Origin of the sequence: Flavobacterium sp. (genome assembly GCF_043756175.1) — a bacterium.
Lineage (GTDB): Bacteria > Bacteroidota > Bacteroidia > Flavobacteriales > Flavobacteriaceae > Flavobacterium.
The window spans coordinates 1-18,010 of the sequence record NZ_JAYURN010000133.1; the positions used below are offsets into that span (position 1 = coordinate 1).

General features: G+C 32.6%; 20 protein-coding genes. 13 read left to right on the forward strand and 7 right to left on the reverse strand.

The window, feature by feature from the left end:
- Together ACH2BP_RS10345 and ACH2BP_RS10350 are read left to right on the forward strand one after the other, a co-directional pair.
- Positions 1-1,141, forward strand: a 1,141-nt coding sequence (locus ACH2BP_RS10345; protein WP_395059593.1) for a glyceraldehyde-3-phosphate dehydrogenase, incomplete at its 5' end; no start/stop codon positions are given.
- 91 nt (positions 1,142-1,232) lie between these two features.
- Positions 1,233-1,586, forward strand: coding sequence for an iron chaperone (locus ACH2BP_RS10350; RefSeq protein WP_395059595.1), 354 nt, complete (start codon positions 1,233-1,235; stop codon positions 1,584-1,586).
- Between the two features lie 7 nt (positions 1,587-1,593).
- On the opposite strand, the gene ACH2BP_RS10355 is transcribed toward ACH2BP_RS10350, so the two are convergent.
- Positions 1,594-2,817: an NlpC/P60 family protein gene (locus ACH2BP_RS10355; RefSeq protein ID WP_395059597.1), complete on the reverse strand. Its 1,224-nt coding sequence runs from the start codon at positions 2,815-2,817 to the stop codon at positions 1,594-1,596.
- Positions 2,818-2,957: 140 nt separating this feature from the next.
- Here ACH2BP_RS10355 and ACH2BP_RS10360 point away from each other — a divergent pair, with 140 nt between their 5' ends.
- From ACH2BP_RS10360 to ACH2BP_RS10380, 5 genes are all read left to right on the forward strand, one after another.
- Complete coding sequence (locus tag ACH2BP_RS10360; RefSeq protein WP_395059599.1) at positions 2,958-4,073, forward strand: Nif3-like dinuclear metal center hexameric protein; 1,116 nt, start codon at positions 2,958-2,960, stop codon at positions 4,071-4,073.
- A 2-nt stretch (positions 4,074-4,075) separates the two neighbouring features.
- Positions 4,076-4,855 (forward strand): zinc ribbon domain-containing protein, encoded by a 780-nt coding sequence (locus ACH2BP_RS10365; RefSeq protein ID WP_395059601.1) that lies wholly within the window; start codon positions 4,076-4,078, stop codon positions 4,853-4,855.
- Positions 4,856-4,889: 34 nt separating this feature from the next.
- Positions 4,890-5,735, forward strand: coding sequence for an alpha/beta hydrolase (locus ACH2BP_RS10370; RefSeq protein ID WP_395059603.1), 846 nt, complete (start codon positions 4,890-4,892; stop codon positions 5,733-5,735).
- A gap of 168 nt (positions 5,736-5,903) precedes the next feature.
- Positions 5,904-6,704, forward strand: a complete 801-nt coding sequence (rluF, locus tag ACH2BP_RS10375) for a 23S rRNA pseudouridine(2604) synthase RluF (RefSeq protein WP_395046074.1) — start codon at positions 5,904-5,906, stop codon at positions 6,702-6,704.
- Positions 6,705-6,758: 54 nt separating this feature from the next.
- Positions 6,759-7,940, forward strand: coding sequence for a hypothetical protein (locus ACH2BP_RS10380; RefSeq protein WP_395059605.1), 1,182 nt, complete (start codon positions 6,759-6,761; stop codon positions 7,938-7,940).
- A 42-nt stretch (positions 7,941-7,982) separates the two neighbouring features.
- Here ACH2BP_RS10380 and ACH2BP_RS10385 read toward each other — a convergent pair whose 3' ends face one another.
- The 4 genes from ACH2BP_RS10385 to ACH2BP_RS10400 are packed head-to-tail and all read right to left on the reverse strand — an operon-like array spanning position 7,983 to position 10,935.
- Positions 7,983-8,783, reverse strand: coding sequence for a mechanosensitive ion channel family protein (locus ACH2BP_RS10385; protein ID WP_395059607.1), 801 nt, complete (start codon positions 8,781-8,783; stop codon positions 7,983-7,985).
- 57 nt (positions 8,784-8,840) lie between these two features.
- Complete coding sequence (locus tag ACH2BP_RS10390) at positions 8,841-10,403, reverse strand: NAD(P)/FAD-dependent oxidoreductase (RefSeq protein ID WP_395059609.1); 1,563 nt, start codon at positions 10,401-10,403, stop codon at positions 8,841-8,843.
- Positions 10,404-10,420: 17 nt separating this feature from the next.
- A complete protein-coding gene (locus ACH2BP_RS10395) occupies positions 10,421-10,687 on the reverse strand; it encodes a type II toxin-antitoxin system RelE/ParE family toxin (protein WP_395059611.1) in 267 nt (88 codons plus the stop codon).
- Positions 10,684-10,935, reverse strand: coding sequence for a hypothetical protein (locus tag ACH2BP_RS10400; RefSeq protein ID WP_395059613.1), 252 nt, complete (start codon positions 10,933-10,935; stop codon positions 10,684-10,686). Before ACH2BP_RS10400 ends, ACH2BP_RS10395 begins: the two co-directional genes overlap by 4 nt.
- A gap of 99 nt (positions 10,936-11,034) precedes the next feature.
- Between ACH2BP_RS10400 and ACH2BP_RS10405 the strand changes: the two genes are divergently transcribed.
- Positions 11,035-11,274 (forward strand): hypothetical protein, encoded by a 240-nt coding sequence (locus ACH2BP_RS10405; RefSeq protein ID WP_395059615.1) that lies wholly within the window; start codon positions 11,035-11,037, stop codon positions 11,272-11,274.
- 84 nt (positions 11,275-11,358) lie between these two features.
- On the opposite strand, the gene recQ is transcribed toward ACH2BP_RS10405, so the two are convergent.
- The gene (gene recQ, locus ACH2BP_RS10410; RefSeq protein ID WP_395059617.1) at positions 11,359-13,554 is read right to left on the reverse strand and encodes a DNA helicase RecQ; all 2,196 of its coding nucleotides are present in this window, start codon (positions 13,552-13,554) and stop codon (positions 11,359-11,361) included.
- Positions 13,555-13,639: 85 nt separating this feature from the next.
- On the opposite strand from recQ, the gene ACH2BP_RS10415 reads away from it, so the two are divergent.
- From ACH2BP_RS10415 to ACH2BP_RS10435, 5 genes are all read left to right on the forward strand, one after another.
- Positions 13,640-14,605 carry an SIS domain-containing protein gene (locus ACH2BP_RS10415; RefSeq protein WP_395059619.1) on the forward strand — a complete coding sequence of 322 codons (966 nt, stop codon included), beginning with the start codon at positions 13,640-13,642 and terminating at the stop codon, positions 14,603-14,605.
- Positions 14,605-15,429: a twin-arginine translocase subunit TatC gene (tatC, locus tag ACH2BP_RS10420; protein WP_395059621.1), complete on the forward strand. Its 825-nt coding sequence runs from the start codon at positions 14,605-14,607 to the stop codon at positions 15,427-15,429. Before ACH2BP_RS10415 ends, tatC begins: the two co-directional genes overlap by 1 nt.
- On the forward strand, positions 15,410-15,754 hold the full coding sequence (locus tag ACH2BP_RS10425; RefSeq protein ID WP_395059622.1) for a carboxymuconolactone decarboxylase family protein: 345 nt from the start codon (positions 15,410-15,412) through the stop codon (positions 15,752-15,754). Before tatC ends, ACH2BP_RS10425 begins: the two co-directional genes overlap by 20 nt.
- Before the next feature lie 88 nt (positions 15,755-15,842).
- Positions 15,843-16,583: an LPS export ABC transporter ATP-binding protein gene (gene lptB, locus ACH2BP_RS10430; protein WP_395059624.1), complete on the forward strand. Its 741-nt coding sequence runs from the start codon at positions 15,843-15,845 to the stop codon at positions 16,581-16,583.
- Complete coding sequence (locus ACH2BP_RS10435; protein WP_395059625.1) at positions 16,583-17,227, forward strand: hypothetical protein; 645 nt, start codon at positions 16,583-16,585, stop codon at positions 17,225-17,227. Before lptB ends, ACH2BP_RS10435 begins: the two co-directional genes overlap by 1 nt.
- Position 17,228: 1 nt before the next feature.
- Here the strand turns inward: ACH2BP_RS10435 and ACH2BP_RS10440 are convergent, their stop codons facing one another.
- A complete protein-coding gene (locus tag ACH2BP_RS10440; protein ID WP_395059626.1) occupies positions 17,229-17,954 on the reverse strand; it encodes a glycoside hydrolase family 25 protein in 726 nt (241 codons plus the stop codon).
- Positions 17,955-18,010 lie beyond the last annotated feature (56 nt).

The window sequence follows — 18,010 nt, forward strand, 5'->3', positions numbered from 1 at the left end:
AAACAACAAATACAATGATGCAAAATCATTTGTTATTGACAAGCTAAAAGATGCTAAAAACACAGAAGACATTCACCCAAAAGATGTTGTTTTATACGGCTTCGGACGTATTGGTCGTTTGTTAGCTAGAGAATTAATGTCAAAAATGGGCAAAGGAAATCAATTGCGTTTGCGTGCAATTGTTACTCGTGACAAAAATGACGCAAGTACTTTAGAAAAAAGAGCTTCTTTGTTACGTTACGATTCTATTCACGGAGATTTTCAAGGATCTGTTGTGGCTGATGTTGAAAATAATGCTTTAATCATCAACGGCACAACCGTTCATATTATTACAGCAAATCAGCCCGAAGACATCGATTATACTGCTTACGAAATTCATGACGCCTTAGTTATTGATAATACCGGAGCTTTTACAACTCAAGAAGCTTTGGCAAGACACTTAACATCTAAAGGAGTTGACAAAGTTTTATTAACTGCACCAGGAAAAGGAGTTCCAAATATTGTACATGGTGTAAATCAAAACGAATACAATCCTGACGAAGTAAATATTTTTTCTGCGGCATCTTGTACAACCAATGCAATTACACCAATTTTGAAAGCGGTAGAAGATACATTAGGTGTTGTAAAAGGACATTTAGAAACGATTCACGCTTATACAAATGACCAGAATTTAGTAGACAACATGCACAAAAAATACCGTCGTGGTCGTGCTGCTGCTTTAAACATGGTAATTACCGAAACTGGTGCTGGCAGTGCAGTAGCAAAAGCATTACCAAGTCTGGCTGGGAAATTAACATCTAATGCGATTCGTGTTCCTGTTCCTAATGGTTCATTGGTAGTTTTAAATCTTGAAGTAGGAAAAACAACTTCGATTGAAGACGTTAACAATATCATGAAAAAATACGCTTTAGAAGGTGAACTTGTTGAGCAAATTAAATATTCATTAAACAACGAATTGGTATCATCTGATATCGTAGGAACTTCAGCTCCTGCTATTTTCGATAGTAATGCAACGATTGTTTCTGCCGATGGTAAAAACATTGTATTATACGTTTGGTATGATAACGAATATGGTTACAGTCACCAAGTTATTCGTTTGGCAAAATATATTGCTAAAGTAAGAAGATATACTTATTATTAGTAACGAGGTCAGAATTTATAAAAATAGAGAATCCGCTTTGAGAAATTGAAGCGGATTTTTTTATAATTTTAATAGAAATGTTTTTTAAATTATGGAAACTAAAAAATATACTTCAATCGATGAATACATTGCCGATTTCCCAGAAAACGTAGCAATTATTTTGAACAAAATTCGAAATTGCATACAACTATCTGCTCCAAATGCGAAAGAAACCATCAGTTACAATATGCCTGCTTTTAAACAAAAAAAGGTGTTGGTATATTTTTCATCATTCAAAAATCATATAGGTTTTTATGCTTTACCATCAGGAAACAAAGCTTTTCAAGAAGAAATATCTAAATATAAAACTGAAAAAGGTTCTATTCAATTTCCATTGAATGATGAAATTCCTTACAAATTAATTAAAAAAATAGTTGGATTTAGAGTTAAAGAGATTGATGACTAAACATTAATTACTCTAAAACTCGATTTATTTTCACAAATCGTTTAGCGTAATATACTTCTTTATTAGAGGAAACAATTACGCCAGAGCTTGTTGATGAATGAATAAATTTTATTTCATCCCCAACTACTTCAACTACCATACCTACATGGCTCACACGACCTTTTCCCATAGTGGCAAAGAAAATTAAATCTCCTTTTTGCGCTTCGGAAGCATTAACATTACTACCAAATCTAGCCATTTCGCTCGAACTTCTTGGTAGTTTTATATCGTAAGTACTAAAAGTATTTATCATCAATCCCGAACAATCGAAACCTTCTTTACTTGTTCCGCCGCTTCTGTACCGAACTCCAATATTCTCCGAAGCTGTGGCTATTAGCAACTCTGCTTTAGTCATCCCTTCTGTCGATAATGGCTTCGCTGTAACTACTTCGTCATCTTTATGAGGAATAATTTCCAATATTTTTATCTGTGAAGTTGCTTCTTTTTTTTCTTCGATTTCTTCATCAGATTCTTCCTCAATTTGAGGTTTTACATCTTCTTTTTCCTTAATTTCTATCTTCTTTTTTATTTCTTTAATTACAGGAACTTCGATAATAACGGTTTCTTTTTTAATTCCATTTTTTATTAAAAGATTAAAACCAATAGGCAGTTCGCGAACAATTTCTGGGTTCAGTTTTTCCAATTCGGAAATAGTAACACCATATTTTTTCGAAATTCCATATTTTGTTTCTTTTGCCAAAACAAGGTGTGAAATTTCTTCTTCGTCAGAAATTATTTTTTGCTTTTCGGGTTCAATATTTTTTATTGGCTTCGATGATTCAGCAACGAGAACTTTTTCTGGTTTGTAATTTTTATCGACAGTAATAATTAATTGAAGTCCAATTTCTAAACCTTCTTTTTCGATAATTGGATTGGCTTTCTTAATATCATCAATAGAAACTTTATATTGTTTCGAAATCCCATAAAGTGTTTGTTTGGGCAAAACTTCGTGAGTAATTGTTGTCTCTTTTTTATCTAAAACAGTTTCCGCTTTTGGTATTAATAAAACCGAATTCAATTTTAATTTGCTTTTAGAATCAGGATTTAACCTAAAAATATCGTCTTGTTTTACGTTATATTTTTTAGCAATTTGGTAAATGCTTTCGCCTTTTGCAACAATATGTTTTATGTTATTTTCTTGTGAAAAAACATTTATAGTAATAAAAAATAGTAATAATGTAATATGTTTCATGATATGCTTTTTTTTCTTCCGAAAATGGAAAACGCTAAAATAACCTTTAAAACCCAATAGATAAAAAGAATAAAGATTTTTTTAACTAAATAAAACAATGAAATTGTAAATTTACATTCTCAAACAATCGAAAAATTACGATGAAAATAAAAGATATTCTTTCCTTTCTTGAAGAAATGGCGCCACTCGCCTACGCAGAAGATTTTGATAATGTGGGTTTGCTCGTTGGCGATTCGAGCAGCGAAACAACAGGCGTTTTAGTTTGTCATGATGCACTAGAAACAGTAATTGAAGAAGCTATTACTAAAAAATGTAATCTTGTGGTTTGCTTCCATCCTATTTTATTTTCAGGTTTAAAAAAGATTACGGGCAAGAATTATGTAGAACGAGCAATTATCAAAGCAATAAAAAATGACATAGCAATTTATGCTGTTCACACCGCTTTAGACAATCATCAGCAAGGCGTAAACAAGATTTTTTGTGATGCATTGGGATTAAAAAACAACAAAATTCTAATTCCAAAACAAAATTTTATTCAAAAATTAGTTACTTATACCATTCCAGAAAATGCTGATACTATTCGTGTTGCCATGCTTAATGCTGGAGCTGGAACAATAGGAAATTATAACAATTGCAGTTTTAATTCTGAAGGTTTTAGCACTTACCAAGGAAACGAAAATAGCAATCCAGTAATTGGCATTAAAGGAGAACTCACAAAAACCAGCGAAATAAAAATTGAAGTGGTTTTCGAAAAACATTTGCAAAGCAAAATTCTAAGCGCCTTATTTGCTACTCATATATATGAAGAAGTAGCTTACGAAATTTATGATTTACAAAATTCGCATCAAAATATAGGATTGGGAATGGTTGGCGAACTGGAAACTGAAATGGACGAAAAAGATTTTCTAGAATTGGTAAAAAACAAAATGCAATGCGGTGGCATTCGTCACAGTCAATTTTTGAATAAAAAAATAAAAAAAGTGGCCGTTCTTGGTGGAGCAGGAAGTTTTGCAATTAAAAATGCTATTATGGCTGGTGCCGATGCTTTTTTGACCGCTGATTTAAAATACCATCAGTTTTATGAAGCTGAAAATCAGTTACTTTTAGCCGATATTGGGCATTTTGAAAGCGAACGATACACAAAAAACTATATATTTGATTATCTTACGAAAAAAATCATTAATTTTGCACCCGATTCGGCTTTTAGTGGAATCGTTTTATCAGAAGAAAATACAAATCCAGTTAAGTACTTATAAATATGGCAGCTACAAAAGAATTGAACGTTGAAGAGAAGTTAAGAGCGTTATACGATTTACAGTTAATCGACACTCGTATTGACGAAATTAGAAATGTAAGAGGCGAATTACCACTAGAAGTGGAAGATTTAGAAGATGAAGTAGCAGGATTAAGCACTCGTTTAGAAAAACTAAAAGTTGATTTAGAGTCTATCGACGAAAAAATCAAGGAAAAGAAAAATGCTATTGATGAGCACAAAGAATCAATAAAAAAATACACAAAACAACAAGATAGTGTTCGTAACAACAGAGAATTTAACTCTTTAACAAAAGAAGTTGAATACCAAGAATTAGAAATTCAATTGTCTGAGAAGCACATCAAAGAAATGAAAGCTTCTATCGAGCACAAGAAAGAAGTTTACAATCAATCGAAAGAAAGATTAGAAGCTAAATCTAATCACTTGAAGCATAAAAAATCAGAATTAGAGGCAATTATGTCTGAAACTGAAAAAGAAGAAACATTCTTATCTGAAAAATCAACAGAATTCGAAGCAAAAATCGAAGAGCGTTTATTAATCGCTTACAAAAGAATTCGTTCTAGTGTAAGAAACGGATTAGCAGTAGTTTCTATCGAAAGAGGAGCTTCAGCTGGATCATTCTTTACAATTCCACCACAAATTCAAATGGAAATTGCTTCTCGTAAAAAAGTAATTACAGATGAGCACAGTGGTCGTATTTTAGTAGACAGCTCACTAGCCGAAGAAGAAAAAGAAAAAATGGAGAAATTATTCGCCAAAATGTAGTATATTAAGTCCCGCAAGAAGCGGGACTTTTTTTATGCAAAAAAATTTAAAATTCATACTCACAAAATCTATCGGGCTTTATATTAACTTACTCAGTTATATCATGCCAGATAAAGCATTGGTTATGGCTTACGGATATTTTAGTGAGCCTAGAGATGGTCGATTGTCACCTGATAATCTACCTGAAATTTTGCAAGAAGCCACAAAAAACACCATCAATCACGACCAACATTATTTCCAAACTTACACTTGGCAAGGAAATGAAAATAAAATATTACTGGTTCATGGTTGGGAAAGTAATGCCGCACGTTGGGAAAAGCTAATTCGTTTACTCATAAAATCAGGAAGTACCATTATAGCTATCGATGCACCAGCACACGGACTAAGTAGCGGCAAAGAATTTAATGTTCCTACTTATGCCGAGTTTATTAATGTACTTTCTAATACACATCAACCAAAATTCATCATCGGACACTCGATGGGCGGAGTAGCTTGTGCCTATTATCAGCACAATTACAAGCAAAACCATCTCGAAAAAATGATTTTATTAGGTTCACCATCAGATTTTAATGTTTTAATGCAAAATTACATTAATCTCTTGGGACTAAACTCTAAAGTGTGTCAACTCATCAAATCCCATATTACACAACGTTTTGGTGTAAATACTGATGAATTCACAAGTCAAAATTTTTTAAAAGACGCTACCATTTCAGGCATCATAGCACACGATATTCACGATGATGTAATCGCTTTTTCGGAAGCAAAAAAAATTGCCTCCGCTTGGAAAAAAGCACAATTTATAGAAACTCAAAATCTGGGACACAGCATGCACGACGATAAATTGAACCAAACCATTTATCAATTTTTATTTGAAGCGTAATTTTTCGGGCATTTCTAGGAATGGTTTTTTCCTGCTCTCGCCTTTATTTTTGTTTGTTCCTCACAAAGGATATCGGCTCCATCAGGGCTAAAGTCAAAACTCAGGAATACTTGCAACCTTTGCAACTTTGAATCTCTGAACCTAACAAGAAATCCTTATCTTTGCAAAATGGAAGAAAACTTAACCCGTATTAATAAATTTCTGTCGGAAACAGGCTATTGTTCTCGCCGCGAAGCCGACAAATTACTCGACGAAGGTCGTATCACGATAAACGGAGTCGTTCCCGAAATGGGAACCAAAGTTTCGCATCGTGACGAAGTACGTGTTGATGGGAAATTAGTTCGAGAAAAAACTGAAAAACCAGTTTACCTCGCTTTCAACAAACCTGTAGGAATCGAATGTACGACAAACTTAGACGTACGTTACAATATTGTCGATTTCATTAATTATCCCAAACGAATTTTCCCAATTGGGCGATTAGACAAAGCCAGCGAAGGTCTTATTTTTATGACCAACGATGGTGATATTGTAAACAAAATCCTGCGCGCAAGAAACAACCACGAAAAAGAATATACTGTAACAGTAAACAAATTGATTACTGACAGATTCATTCAAAAAATGAGCAACGGAATCCCGATTTTAGATACGGTAACTAAGAAATGTAAGGTTGAGCAGATAAGCAAAACCACTTTCAAAATTGTTTTAACACAAGGTTTAAACCGACAAATTCGTAGAATGTGCGAATATCTAGGTTACGAAGTTACTTCGCTAAAAAGAATTCGAATCATAAATATTTCGTTAGATGTTCCTGTTGGTCGTTACCGAGATTTGACCGATGCTGAAATTGAAGAATTAAACAACCTTATCGAACCTTCTAGCAAAACCGAAGAAGCGAGTTTTCCTAAAGTGGAAGCACCAAAAAGAAGAATTGAATTTATAAAACGTGACGATTCTAGGTTTAAAAAATAAACTTTATATTGGTCAATTCACAAGTTATAGGAAAGCTTAAAAAAACTACGAAAAATGGACTTCACTCCTAAATTTATAAAAAATATCTACGATAATTATAGCTTAGAGAATGTTATAATATGGATACAGGAAATTTTTTTGTTTTTGTTTAAGCCTCAAAAGTTTGTAACTGTTTTTTATCATAAAAGCATAAAACTTCAAATACATCAGATAATATTTTATACAACTGTATTATTAATTACGTATTTTACTTTTGGCAATGTTGAAACTCAAAAAGAATATTACAAGTTTTTATTCTTAGTTTTATTCATGACAGCCCCTTTTATCATAATCAATTTTGCTTCATTTACAATATTGTCTGGGATAACAAATAAATACTGGAAAGTTTTTTCATTTATATATATTACTTGGGCTACTTTTTTTATTCCAATTTTATTTTTTCTGTATATATTCATAAAATCTGAAAATTATTCTTTTTATTTTCTATCTAATGTATTTACGATTATTGCAATTATATATAGTCTATTTATTATTTGGAATGTCTTTTTAAACTCCATAATAAAAATCATTTTAGGAAACCTTTTAAATGTCCTTTTTTTAAACATTTTATTTTTATTAATGGGGCTTATATTTCGAGATCCTCATTCAAATATAAATAATCTAGACCCAATTATAAATGAGTTCCAAACTTATGTTGGTGGTTTGGAATCATTTTCTGGAAAGCCTTATATTTTCAGACAAGAAGTTGATATTAAAAATAAAACAATTAAAAAATCAATTGGCTTTATAGAAAATGACACTATTAAATACCATGACAGCGAGAGTATTCTTTTCCTTAGAAAGGTCTACAAAAAAAATATCCATTACATTGACAGCGTAAAGACTACACTACATTTTGAAAGAAACAAAGAAATGTTTACAGACTTATCTGAACATTATAGATTAATAGATAGTTATTTTGATTACCCACAATGTGATACCTGCTTAGTTAGTTTTGAAAAAACCTTAAGCAAAAAAGATAGCTCCTTAATTAAATACAAAGCAGAATATATAATTGACAAACCATACTTTAAATACTATAATAGTTATCAAAAGAAATATGATAAAATTGCGAAAGGAAATGATTATGCTACTTCTCCACAACTATTATTTGATTTTTTATTAAAACCTTTGGAATGGTTTGTTGATTTAGTCGGTTGGAACTCTGATGAATCAGTAACGTTAAAAATACAATGATAAAGCCTTCCTAATAACAGGTTTCACAGAATTGCTAGTCCTTTACTGATTTTTCAAAACAATACCTGCAAGATGCAATTCGGTTTTACAGCTTTCTAAAGTTTCTGAGCAAACTGATGAAAAATCTTCATTATTTACCCAAGGACGAATCGTTAATTTTACTGAAACATCAGTAAGCGCAACAACATCGATTGATGGTTTTGGGTCTTTTAGTATTTTATCATTGGTATCTAAAATACGCTGAATAATTTCTTTTGTTTTTTTCAAATCAGCATCATACGACACTGAAATTTGTATATCAGCACGACGTGTTCCTTCCAACGAATGATTGATAATATTTCCGTTAGATAATGCTCCATTGGGAACAAATATCGTTTGGTTATTTCCTGTAATTAATTTGGTAACAAATATCTGAATTTCTAAAACCGTTCCCGAAACACCTTGCGCTTCGATTGAATCGCCAACTTCAAATGGTTTGAACAATATAATAAGAATTCCTCCCGCAAAATTAGATAAGGAACCTTGTAAAGACAATCCAATTGCCAAACCTGCAGCACCTATAATGGCTACAAAAGAAGCTGTTTCTATTCCTAACTTAGAAATGAAAGTTACAAAAAGTAAAACGCGTAATACCCAAATAAGTATATCTATAAGAAATTTAGAAAGTGTGGGTTCGAATTCTTTTTTTCGTACTTTTCTACTAATTAATTTTTTGAAAATTTTAATAGCATAATGACCTACAAAAAGAATAAAAAAAGCAGTAATTAGTTTAGGCGAATAGTCAATTAGCATATTCGCGTTTAATTCTAAATAACCTATAACATCATTTATTGCAATTGCCATTTTTTGATTTTAAAATTTATCAAATCTACAAAATAATTAAACTTTAATATTAGGAATTTATTGCAACAAACGCTCGCCAATTTTCAAAGCACATTTCTCACCATCAATAGCTGCCGAAATAATTCCACCTGCATATCCCGCTCCTTCACCGCAAGGATACAATCCTTTTATTTGCAAATGCTCTAAGGTGATTTCGTCTCTTGGAATTCGAACTGGCGATGAAGTTCTAGATTCTGGCGCATGCAAAATAGCTTCATTTGTCAAATAGCCTTTCATCGATTTTCCGAATTCAGAAAAGCCTTCACGCAAAATTTGTGATAAAAAACCTGGGAAAACCTGACCCATTTCTACCGAAGTTGTTCCAGGAACATAAGAGGTTTTTGGTATTTCTTTTGATACTTTATTCTGTGTAAAATCGATCATTCGTTGTGCCGGTACTTTTTGAGTTTGCTCAGACAAATGCCAGGCGCGTTGCTCGATACTTTTTTGAAATTCCATTCCAGCCAAAGCACCAAATTTAGCAAATGGCTTAAAATCTTCTAATTTTAATTCGATTACAATCCCAGAATTTGCAGTCGCTTGATCTCGTTTAGATGGCGACCAACCATTGGTTACAACTTCACCAGGGCTTGTTGCGCAAGGAGCAATTACACCACCTGGACACATACAAAACGAATACATACCGCGACCATTTACTTGTTTCACGATAGAATATGGCGCTGGCGGTAAATATTCCCCACGATAATCACACGAATATTGAATCTGATCTATCAAACTTTGTGGATGTTCAGCTCGAACGCCCAATGCAAAAGGTTTGGCTTCGATAAATATCTTTTTTCTGTCTAATAATTCGAAAACATCACGAGCAGAATGTCCTGTAGCCAAGATTATTTTATTAGCAACAATGGTATCTCCGTTTTGAATGACAACCCCTTGCACTTCATTATTCTTGACTAAAATATCCGTTACACGGGTTTCAAAAAGGACTTTTCCTCCCATTTCGATGATTTTCTCTCGAATATCCTGAATAATTTGGGGCAATTTATTGGTTCCAATATGCGGATGTGCTTCTACCAAAATGTCTGGTGTGGCACCAAAAGCGACTAGTAACTTTAAAATTCTATCTATGTCTCCACGTTTTTTAGAACGTGTGTATAATTTCCCGTCAGAATAAGTTCCTGCTCCGCCTTCGCCAAAACAATAATTAGAATCTTCATTTACAATATGATCTACATTAATGGCTTTTAAATCTCGACGGCGACCACGAACATCTTTTCCTCGTTCGATAAGGATTGGTTTTAATCCTAATTCTATCAATTGCAAAGCAGCAAAAAGACCTGCTGGCCCTGCTCCTATTACAATTACTTCTTGAGAGTTTGAAACGTCTTTATATTCTGGAAGTTCTATTTTTTGCTCGACAAAATTTTCTCCTTGAAGATAAATGTTGATTTTTAAGTTGATTTTTATGGCTTTCTGACGAGCATCGATAGAACGTTTTAAAATCGAAATATGCTGAATGTCTTTTACAGAAACTTTTATTTGTTTCGATAAATGTTCTTTTAGCAAATTTTCATTTGCAGCGATTTCGGGAGTAACTTGAAGTAAAAGTTCTTTTGGCATTTAATTTTTCTAAATATTTATGGAAATAATTTATAAATATCATCACGTTTGGCAAATCTAGCTAACTCGACAGTTTCTCCGTCAAAATAAAAACCCAATCTATATTTACCAACCCTAAGTCTATAAGCTTCTGGATGTCCTTTCAGTTTTTTAATATTAGGAACTGAATTTAGTCCTTCAGTATTTTTCAGAATAAGAATAGTTTCAAATACGGTATCTTTCAATCTTTCATCTGTCACTTTAGATAAATCTCTTAAAAAGGGTTTTAAGTATTCAACTTTCATTTACCCAAAATTTTGAAGATTTCTTCTTCGCTTACTTTATCATTTCTATCCACTTCTTGCATCAGCATCAACAGTCCCAAATCTTCCTTTTCCTCATCGGTGAGTTTATCGAAACGTTCTTTTTCTTTGTTTTTAACATAATCATGTACCGCATTTTCTATTAATGCTTTTACACTCAAATGCTCAAAAACAGACAAAAACTTTAACTTGGTTAATGTAGTTTGGTCTAGATCAATTAGTTTTCTCATTGGAATTAAAATTTGACACAAACATACATGATATATACTTTATATACAAATACCTAAATTAAAATAATACTTTGTAAATTTGCATCTTACAAAATAAAAATGTCTAGACAAATAAAACTAATTTGGGATTTTCGTGGACAAGCTGCTGCAAAAACTGCCGAACACCACGAAATTCATCTTAAAGAATATATTGTTATCGAAAAATTTCCTTTGAATATTACAGGTTTTGAAGTGATAAGCGATATGCATGCCATCGCTTTTATGGTCGTTACCGATGATAATATGATTGCTGTTCGTGATACTTTGAAACCGCATCGTGGAGAAGTTTATTTAGTCTAATGTCTTAAAATCGAAAGTCATAAAGTCTAAAAAAATAATTCTTTGAACTTATGACTTTCGATATTTGACTTTTCAACTTTATGACTAATTCGCAACTTCGCTAATAAACTTTATTCGCATGAGTCGCAATTCATTAATATCATAATCGCCATCAAATTCCTTGAGCGCGTCTTCTATGTCATCAGATTCGGATTCCATAAAATAATCATGAATTTCTTCTTGCTGATCGTCGTCTAGCATATCGTCAATCCAATATTTTATGTTTAGTTTGGTACCAGAATTTACAATTTGCTCCATTTCTTTAAGCAAAGTATTCATATCCAAACCTTTTGCTCTGGCAATATCTTTGAGCGATAATTTCCTGTCGATATTCTGAATAATGTACAGTTTATTAACTGAATTTGCTCCAGTAGATTTTACCACCAAATCGTCTGGACGCATAACCTCATTATCTTCTACATAACTAGAAATTAGCTCTATAAAGTCTTTTCCGTATTTCTTAGCCTTCCCTTCTCCTACTCCGTGAACATTACTTAATTCATCTAAAGTTATAGGATATTTTAAAGCCATATCTTCTAAAGATGGATCTTGAAACACTACAAACGGAGGTACACCTAGTTTTTTAGCTACTTTTTTACGCAAATCACGTAACATAGACATTAGTGCTTCATCTGCAGTCCCTGATACTTTCGATGCTGAAACAATAGCTTCGTCTTCGGTTTCATTATATTCGTGGTCTTCGGACATCATAAAGGATTGTGGGTTTTTAATAAAATTTAGTCCTTTATCTGTAACCTTGACAATACCGTAAGTTTCTATATCTTTCGACAATAATCCGTCGACTAAAGCTAGTCTTAAAACTGCCATCCAATAACGTTCATCGTGATCTTTACCACTACCAAAAAGTTTTTGAGTATCGGTTTTATGCGCCTTAATCATGGCATTTATTTTCCCCATAAGCGTATATACAATTTCTTTCGATTTGTAAATATGCTTCGTATCACGAATTACTTCTATCAGTTTTACGACTTGATCTTTGGCTTCAACTTGTACTTTTGGATTACGCATATTGTCATCCATATCGCCGCCGTCACCTGTTTCACTGTCAAATTCTTCACCAAAATAATGCAATAAAAATTTGCGCCTTGACATAGAAGTTTCGGCATAAGCCACCACTTCTTGTAGTAATGCAAAACCAACTTCTTGTTCGGCAACTGGTTTCCCAGACATGAATTTTTCTAATTTTTCGACATCTTTATAAGAATAGTAAGCCAAACAATGACCTTCTCCACCATCTCGACCCGCACGACCAGTTTCTTGATAATAACTTTCGAGTGATTTTGGAATATCGTGGTGTATCACAAAACGAACATCTGGTTTGTCTATTCCCATACCAAAGGCAATGGTTGCTACTACTACGTCGACATCTTCCATTAAGAACATATCTTGGTGTTTGGCTCTGGTCTTTGCATCTAATCCTGCATGATAAGGCACTGCCGAAATTCCGTTTACTTGTAAAACTTGTGCAATCGCTTCAACTTTTTTGCGACTTAGGCAGTATATAATTCCTGATTTACCTTTATGTTGTTTGATAAAACGTATTATATCCGATTCGACATTTTTAGTTTTGGTACGTATTTCGTAGTATAAATTGGGTCTATTAAATGATGCTTTAAATGTATTGGCATCAGCCATATCCAAATTTTTCAGGATATCTTCTTGCACTTTTGGCGTAGCGGTAGCTGTTAGTCCAATGATTGGAACATCGCCGAGCAATTTTATGATGTTTTTTAAATTCCTATATTCTGGTCTAAAATCGTGCCCCCATTCTGAGATGCAATGTGCTTCATCGATTGCCACGAAAGAGATTGTTTCTTTTTGAAGAAAGGCAATATATTCGTCTTTTGTAAGAGATTCTGGAGCAACATATAATAATTTGGTTAAGCCAGAAGAAATATCTTTTTTTACTTGAGCAATTTCGGTTTTTGTTAAAGAAGAATTGAGTACATGAGCAATTCCTGCTTCCGAAGACAAACTTCGTATAGCATCTACTTGATTCTTCATTAAAGCAATAAGTGGCGAAACAACGATTGCAGTCCCTTCTTGCATCAATGCAGGCAACTGATAGCATAAAGATTTACCACCACCAGTAGGCATAATTACAAAAGAATTGTGCTTGGCTACGATACTTTTTATGACTTGTTCTTGTAAACCTTTAAATTGGTTAAAACCAAAATATTTTTTTAACTCCTTGTGAATATCAATTTCGTGTGAATTCATTCTTTAGTAATAGTATTTTATATAAATTTGCGGGAACATAAAGATACAAATTTCTTTAACATACACAAATTTAAAATATTCTGTTTTGATATCAAAAGAAAACATATTGACTTCAGCAAAAAAAACGATATTATCAGAAAGCCAATCAATTGCTAAACTAACTGATTATCTTACCGATGACTTCGCAAAAGCTGTCGAAATTATTTATCAATCTAAAGGAAGGTTGGTAGTTACTGGAATAGGAAAAAGTGCGATTATTGCTCAAAAAATGGTAGCAACTTACAATTCGACAGGAACACCAAGTATGTTTTTACATGCTGCTGAAGCCATTCATGGTGATTTGGGTATGGTTCAGCCAGATGATGTAGTCATTTGTATTTCAAAAAGTGGCAATAGCCCAGAAATAAAAGCTCTGGTTCCAATCTTGAAACGTTTTGGAAACATCTTAATTGCAATTACTGGAAATATGACTTCCTTTTTGGCTAAAGAATCTGATTGTGTTTTAAACACTACGGTCGATGCCGAATCTTGCCCCATTAACTTAGCTCCTACAAATAGCACTACTGCACAACTAGTTATGGGTGATGCAATCGGAGTTTGTTTGATGGAAATGAGAAATTTCAAAAGTGAAGATTTTGCAAAATACCACCCAGGTGGCGCTTTAGGCAAAAAATTATTACTTCGTGTGAGCGACATGCTCGATATGAGTCATAAGCCGATGGTTTCTCCGGATTCATCTATTAAAAATGTGATTTTTGAAATTTCAGAAAAACGTTTGGGAGTGACTGCAGTTGTAGAAAACGAAAAAGTTATCGGAATTATTACCGATGGTGATATTCGTAGAATGCTAAATAATAATGATACTTTTTCGCATCTTACCGCTAAAGACATTATGACTAAAAATCCGAAAACGATTCAATATTCGGCTATGGTAGTTGATGCTTTTAATATTTTGGAAGATTTTGCTATCACACAGTTGGTTGTAGAAAACGAAGGAAAATATGCTGGTGTTTTACATTTACACGATATTTTAAAAGAAGGAATAGTATAATGGTAAAGAAAAATCTCAGCGAAATGTCATTTCTTGACCATCTTGAAGAATTAAGATGGTTGTTAGTACGAAGCACCATCGCCATTATTGTTATGGCGTGTGTTGTTTATTCTTTTAGTGGTTATGTGTTTGACACTATCATTTTTGGCCCAACGAACATTAACTTTGTTACTTATCGTTTTTTTTGTGATGCATCGCATTATCTTGGTTTTGCTGACAGTATTTGCATTACCGAATTACCATTTACCATTCAAAACACCAGCATGGAAGGGCAAGTAAATGTTTTTGTCTGGACATGTATTACTGCAGGATTTATTCTTGCATTCCCATTTATTTTATGGGAATTATGGAAATTTATTAGTCCCGCATTGTATGATACCGAAAAGAAAAATGCAAAATTATTTATATTCTCAGCATCCATATTGTTTTTTTTAGGGGTTTTGTTTGGTTATTTTGTGATTGTCCCGATGTCTATAAACTTTGTGGCAACCTTTCAAATAAGTACTGTTGTAAAAAATGAATTTAATCTCGATTCGTATATCGGAATGATAAAAACATCGGTTATTGCCAGTGGTTTGTTTTTCGAATTACCAATCCTTATTTATTTCTTAACCAAATTAGGATTAGTAACTCCGAATTTCTTAAGAACTTACAGAAAATATGCTGTTGTAATTGTTCTAATTATTGCAGCAATTGTCACGCCACCGGATGTTGTGAGTCAAATTACGGTCGCAATTCCTATGTTATTAATATATGAAGCCAGTATATTTATATCGGTATTTGTAGTAAAAAAAGAAAAGAAAAATGAGCAACTTAGTCAATGAATTCAATGATTACCGTTCTAAAATGAACGAAAAACTATTAGCCGACAACAACAAAGTCATCAAAAGGATTTTTAATCTCGACACCAATACTTATGCCGAAGGCGCACTTGATGTTCGTACCAAAGAATTGTTAGGACTTGTAGCATCAGCCGTTTTACGTTGCGATGATTGTATCAAATACCATTTAGAAACAGCTTACAAACTAGGCGTCACTAAAGAAGAAATGATGGAAACCATGAGTGTTGCCACTTTAGTGGGCGGAACTATCGTAATTCCACACTTGCGTCGTGCTTACGAATTTTGGGAAGCATTAGAAGAAAACTAAATAATTGTTAATGTGTTGATTTGGTCATTTGTTTATTCGTTAATTTACCGAACAAACAAATAACCAAATCAACAAATAACCATAAAGAATGATATTAAGAGCAGAAAACTTAGTGAAAACCTATAAAGGAAGAAGTGTTGTAAAAGGTATTTCGGTCGAAGTAAATCAAGGTGAAATCGTAGGTTTATTGGGTCCAAATGGTGCTGGAAAAACCACTTCTTTTTATATGATTGTAGGTTTAGTAAAACCAAATTCTGGAAATATCTATCTAGACGATATGAATATTACCGATTATCCTATGTACAAACGTGCACAAAACGGTATTGGATATTTAGCACAAGAAGCTTCTGTTTTTAGAAAATTGAGTATCGAAGATAATATTTTAAGTGTTTTGCAACTCACAAAATTGTCGAAAGCAGAGCAAGAAGCAAAAATGGAATCGCTAATTGATGAATTTAGTTTGCAACACATTCGTACCAATCGTGGTGATTTATTATCTGGTGGCGAACGTCGTCGTACCGAAATTGCACGTTGTTTAGCGACTGATCCTAAATTTATTTTACTAGATGAACCTTTTGCAGGAGTAGACCCCGTTGCAGTAGAAGACATTCAGAGAATTGTAGCCCAACTTAAAAATAAGAATATTGGTATCTTGATTACCGACCATAACGTACAGGAAACACTTGCTATTACCGATAAAACGTATTTGATGTTTGAAGGCGGAATCCTAAAAGCTGGAGTACCGGAAGAATTAGTAGAAGACGAAATGGTTCGAAGAGTTTATTTAGGTCAGAACTTTGAGTTAAGAAGAAAGAAATTGGAGTTTTAATGAATCCTAATTTAGAATTTAAAACAACAATTAAACGAAGTTTTTTAGACAATTGTAAAAGAGAACTCATTATTAATTCAGATTTCATTCAATTTGAAGATAAGGATTTAGTAACTGATTATTTTACTAAGTTTTACAATTCCGAAATTACAGATTATCGTTATGGAGTAAAATGGATTCAGGGAGCTAAGTTTACCATTGGCCGAGATTACCAAATTTTCATTAGAAATAACGAAAATAAAATTATTAAAATTAATTTTAAAAGTTTTTACGGAATTAATAAAAATTTACACTTCAATAATTATTTAGAAATTTTAACAACTTTATGGAATTTTCATTTCAATAAAATAGCAACAGACTTTATTGAAAAGTTTCAAAATAAAGTACAATTATCAATTGGCAATGTTCATTTCTCAGATGAAAACATTATAATTGAAACCAATTCTATTTTAAAGAAGAAACAAAATATTATTCTTTGGGAAAATGTACGAACAATAGATTACAGAACCTATTTTGCAATATATTCTCAAGAAAATCCAGTAAATATAAATCAATCTTATAGTTATAAAGATGATTGGAATACTGCAATTCTATATACTGTTATTAGAACTATTCTAAAAAACAAAGAAATCGAAACCTCTTGATTTACTTTATCAACAATTTCTTCAAATCTAAAGAAGTTCCGTTATAAATATTTACATCTACACAGCCTTTTATTCCGGTTACTTTTCCGTTTTCAGTTACTTGCCAAACAGACCAATCGGAATCAATATCAGTATAAAAAGCAGTATAATTTGCAATCCAGAAAGGATAATCTGAAAAATCTTCCTGTAGAAAATCGTTATAATAACTCTCCCCACTATAAATAATTGGTTTTACTCCATAATGTTTTTCGACAACATCGAGCCAACGTTGCAAACCTACTTTTAGTCTTTCGATAGATTGTTCTTTGGGTAATTTTTCAATATCTAAAACTGGTGGAAAATCACCTTTATGCAATCTGACATTTTTAATAAAATTATTCGCTTGTTCTATTGAGTTTTCGTTAGGACGATAATAATGATAAGCGCCACAAATAAGCTTTTTTTCTTTGGCTTTTTTCCAATATTTTTTAAACTTATAATCTCTTCTATCATTACCAACAGTGGCACGAATAAAAACAAATTCGATAGGAAAACCACCTTCTATTTCTTTGGGACTATCCCAATCGATTTTGTCTTGGTATTCAGAAATATCGATGCCAAAGGATTTCTCGATGTGTGCGTCTAATACTTTATCAAGCGGAGCGATTCTGGTTTCTACAACAATTTTATCGGTTTTAAAACCTAAATAATAGGCCAAAACATTTCGCTGACTATATATTATAATCAAAATAAATACAATGAAAATATATACGTAAAATGTATTGCTTTTAAAAAATGATTTTT

What these genes read in the sequence shown, in the direction of transcription:
- ACH2BP_RS10385 (WP_395059607.1), bottom strand. Translation starts at nt 8,783, where the DNA reads ATGGCAATTGCAATAAATGATGTTATAGGTTATTTAGAATTAAACGCG.
- ACH2BP_RS10370 (WP_395059603.1), top strand. Translation starts at nt 4,890, where the DNA reads ATGCAAAAAAATTTAAAATTCATACTCACAAAATCTATCGGGCTTTAT.
- rluF (WP_395046074.1), top strand. Translation starts at nt 5,904, where the DNA reads ATGGAAGAAAACTTAACCCGTATTAATAAATTTCTGTCGGAAACAGGC.
- ACH2BP_RS10390 (WP_395059609.1), bottom strand. Translation starts at nt 10,403, where the DNA reads ATGCCAAAAGAACTTTTACTTCAAGTTACTCCCGAAATCGCTGCAAAT.
- ACH2BP_RS10355 (WP_395059597.1), bottom strand. Translation starts at nt 2,817, where the DNA reads ATGAAACATATTACATTATTACTATTTTTTATTACTATAAATGTTTTT.
- ACH2BP_RS10360 (WP_395059599.1), top strand. Translation starts at nt 2,958, where the DNA reads ATGAAAATAAAAGATATTCTTTCCTTTCTTGAAGAAATGGCGCCACTC.
- ACH2BP_RS10400 (WP_395059613.1), bottom strand. Translation starts at nt 10,935, where the DNA reads ATGAGAAAACTAATTGATCTAGACCAAACTACATTAACCAAGTTAAAG.
- lptB (WP_395059624.1), top strand. Translation starts at nt 15,843, where the DNA reads ATGATATTAAGAGCAGAAAACTTAGTGAAAACCTATAAAGGAAGAAGT.
- recQ (WP_395059617.1), bottom strand. Translation starts at nt 13,554, where the DNA reads ATGAATTCACACGAAATTGATATTCACAAGGAGTTAAAAAAATATTTT.
- ACH2BP_RS10380 (WP_395059605.1), top strand. Translation starts at nt 6,759, where the DNA reads ATGGACTTCACTCCTAAATTTATAAAAAATATCTACGATAATTATAGC.
- tatC (WP_395059621.1), top strand. Translation starts at nt 14,605, where the DNA reads ATGGTAAAGAAAAATCTCAGCGAAATGTCATTTCTTGACCATCTTGAA.
- ACH2BP_RS10425 (WP_395059622.1), top strand. Translation starts at nt 15,410, where the DNA reads ATGAGCAACTTAGTCAATGAATTCAATGATTACCGTTCTAAAATGAAC.
- ACH2BP_RS10405 (WP_395059615.1), top strand. Translation starts at nt 11,035, where the DNA reads ATGTCTAGACAAATAAAACTAATTTGGGATTTTCGTGGACAAGCTGCT.
- ACH2BP_RS10350 (WP_395059595.1), top strand. Translation starts at nt 1,233, where the DNA reads ATGGAAACTAAAAAATATACTTCAATCGATGAATACATTGCCGATTTC.
- ACH2BP_RS10435 (WP_395059625.1), top strand. Translation starts at nt 16,583, where the DNA reads ATGAATCCTAATTTAGAATTTAAAACAACAATTAAACGAAGTTTTTTA.
- ACH2BP_RS10395 (WP_395059611.1), bottom strand. Translation starts at nt 10,687, where the DNA reads ATGAAAGTTGAATACTTAAAACCCTTTTTAAGAGATTTATCTAAAGTG.
- ACH2BP_RS10365 (WP_395059601.1), top strand. Translation starts at nt 4,076, where the DNA reads ATGGCAGCTACAAAAGAATTGAACGTTGAAGAGAAGTTAAGAGCGTTA.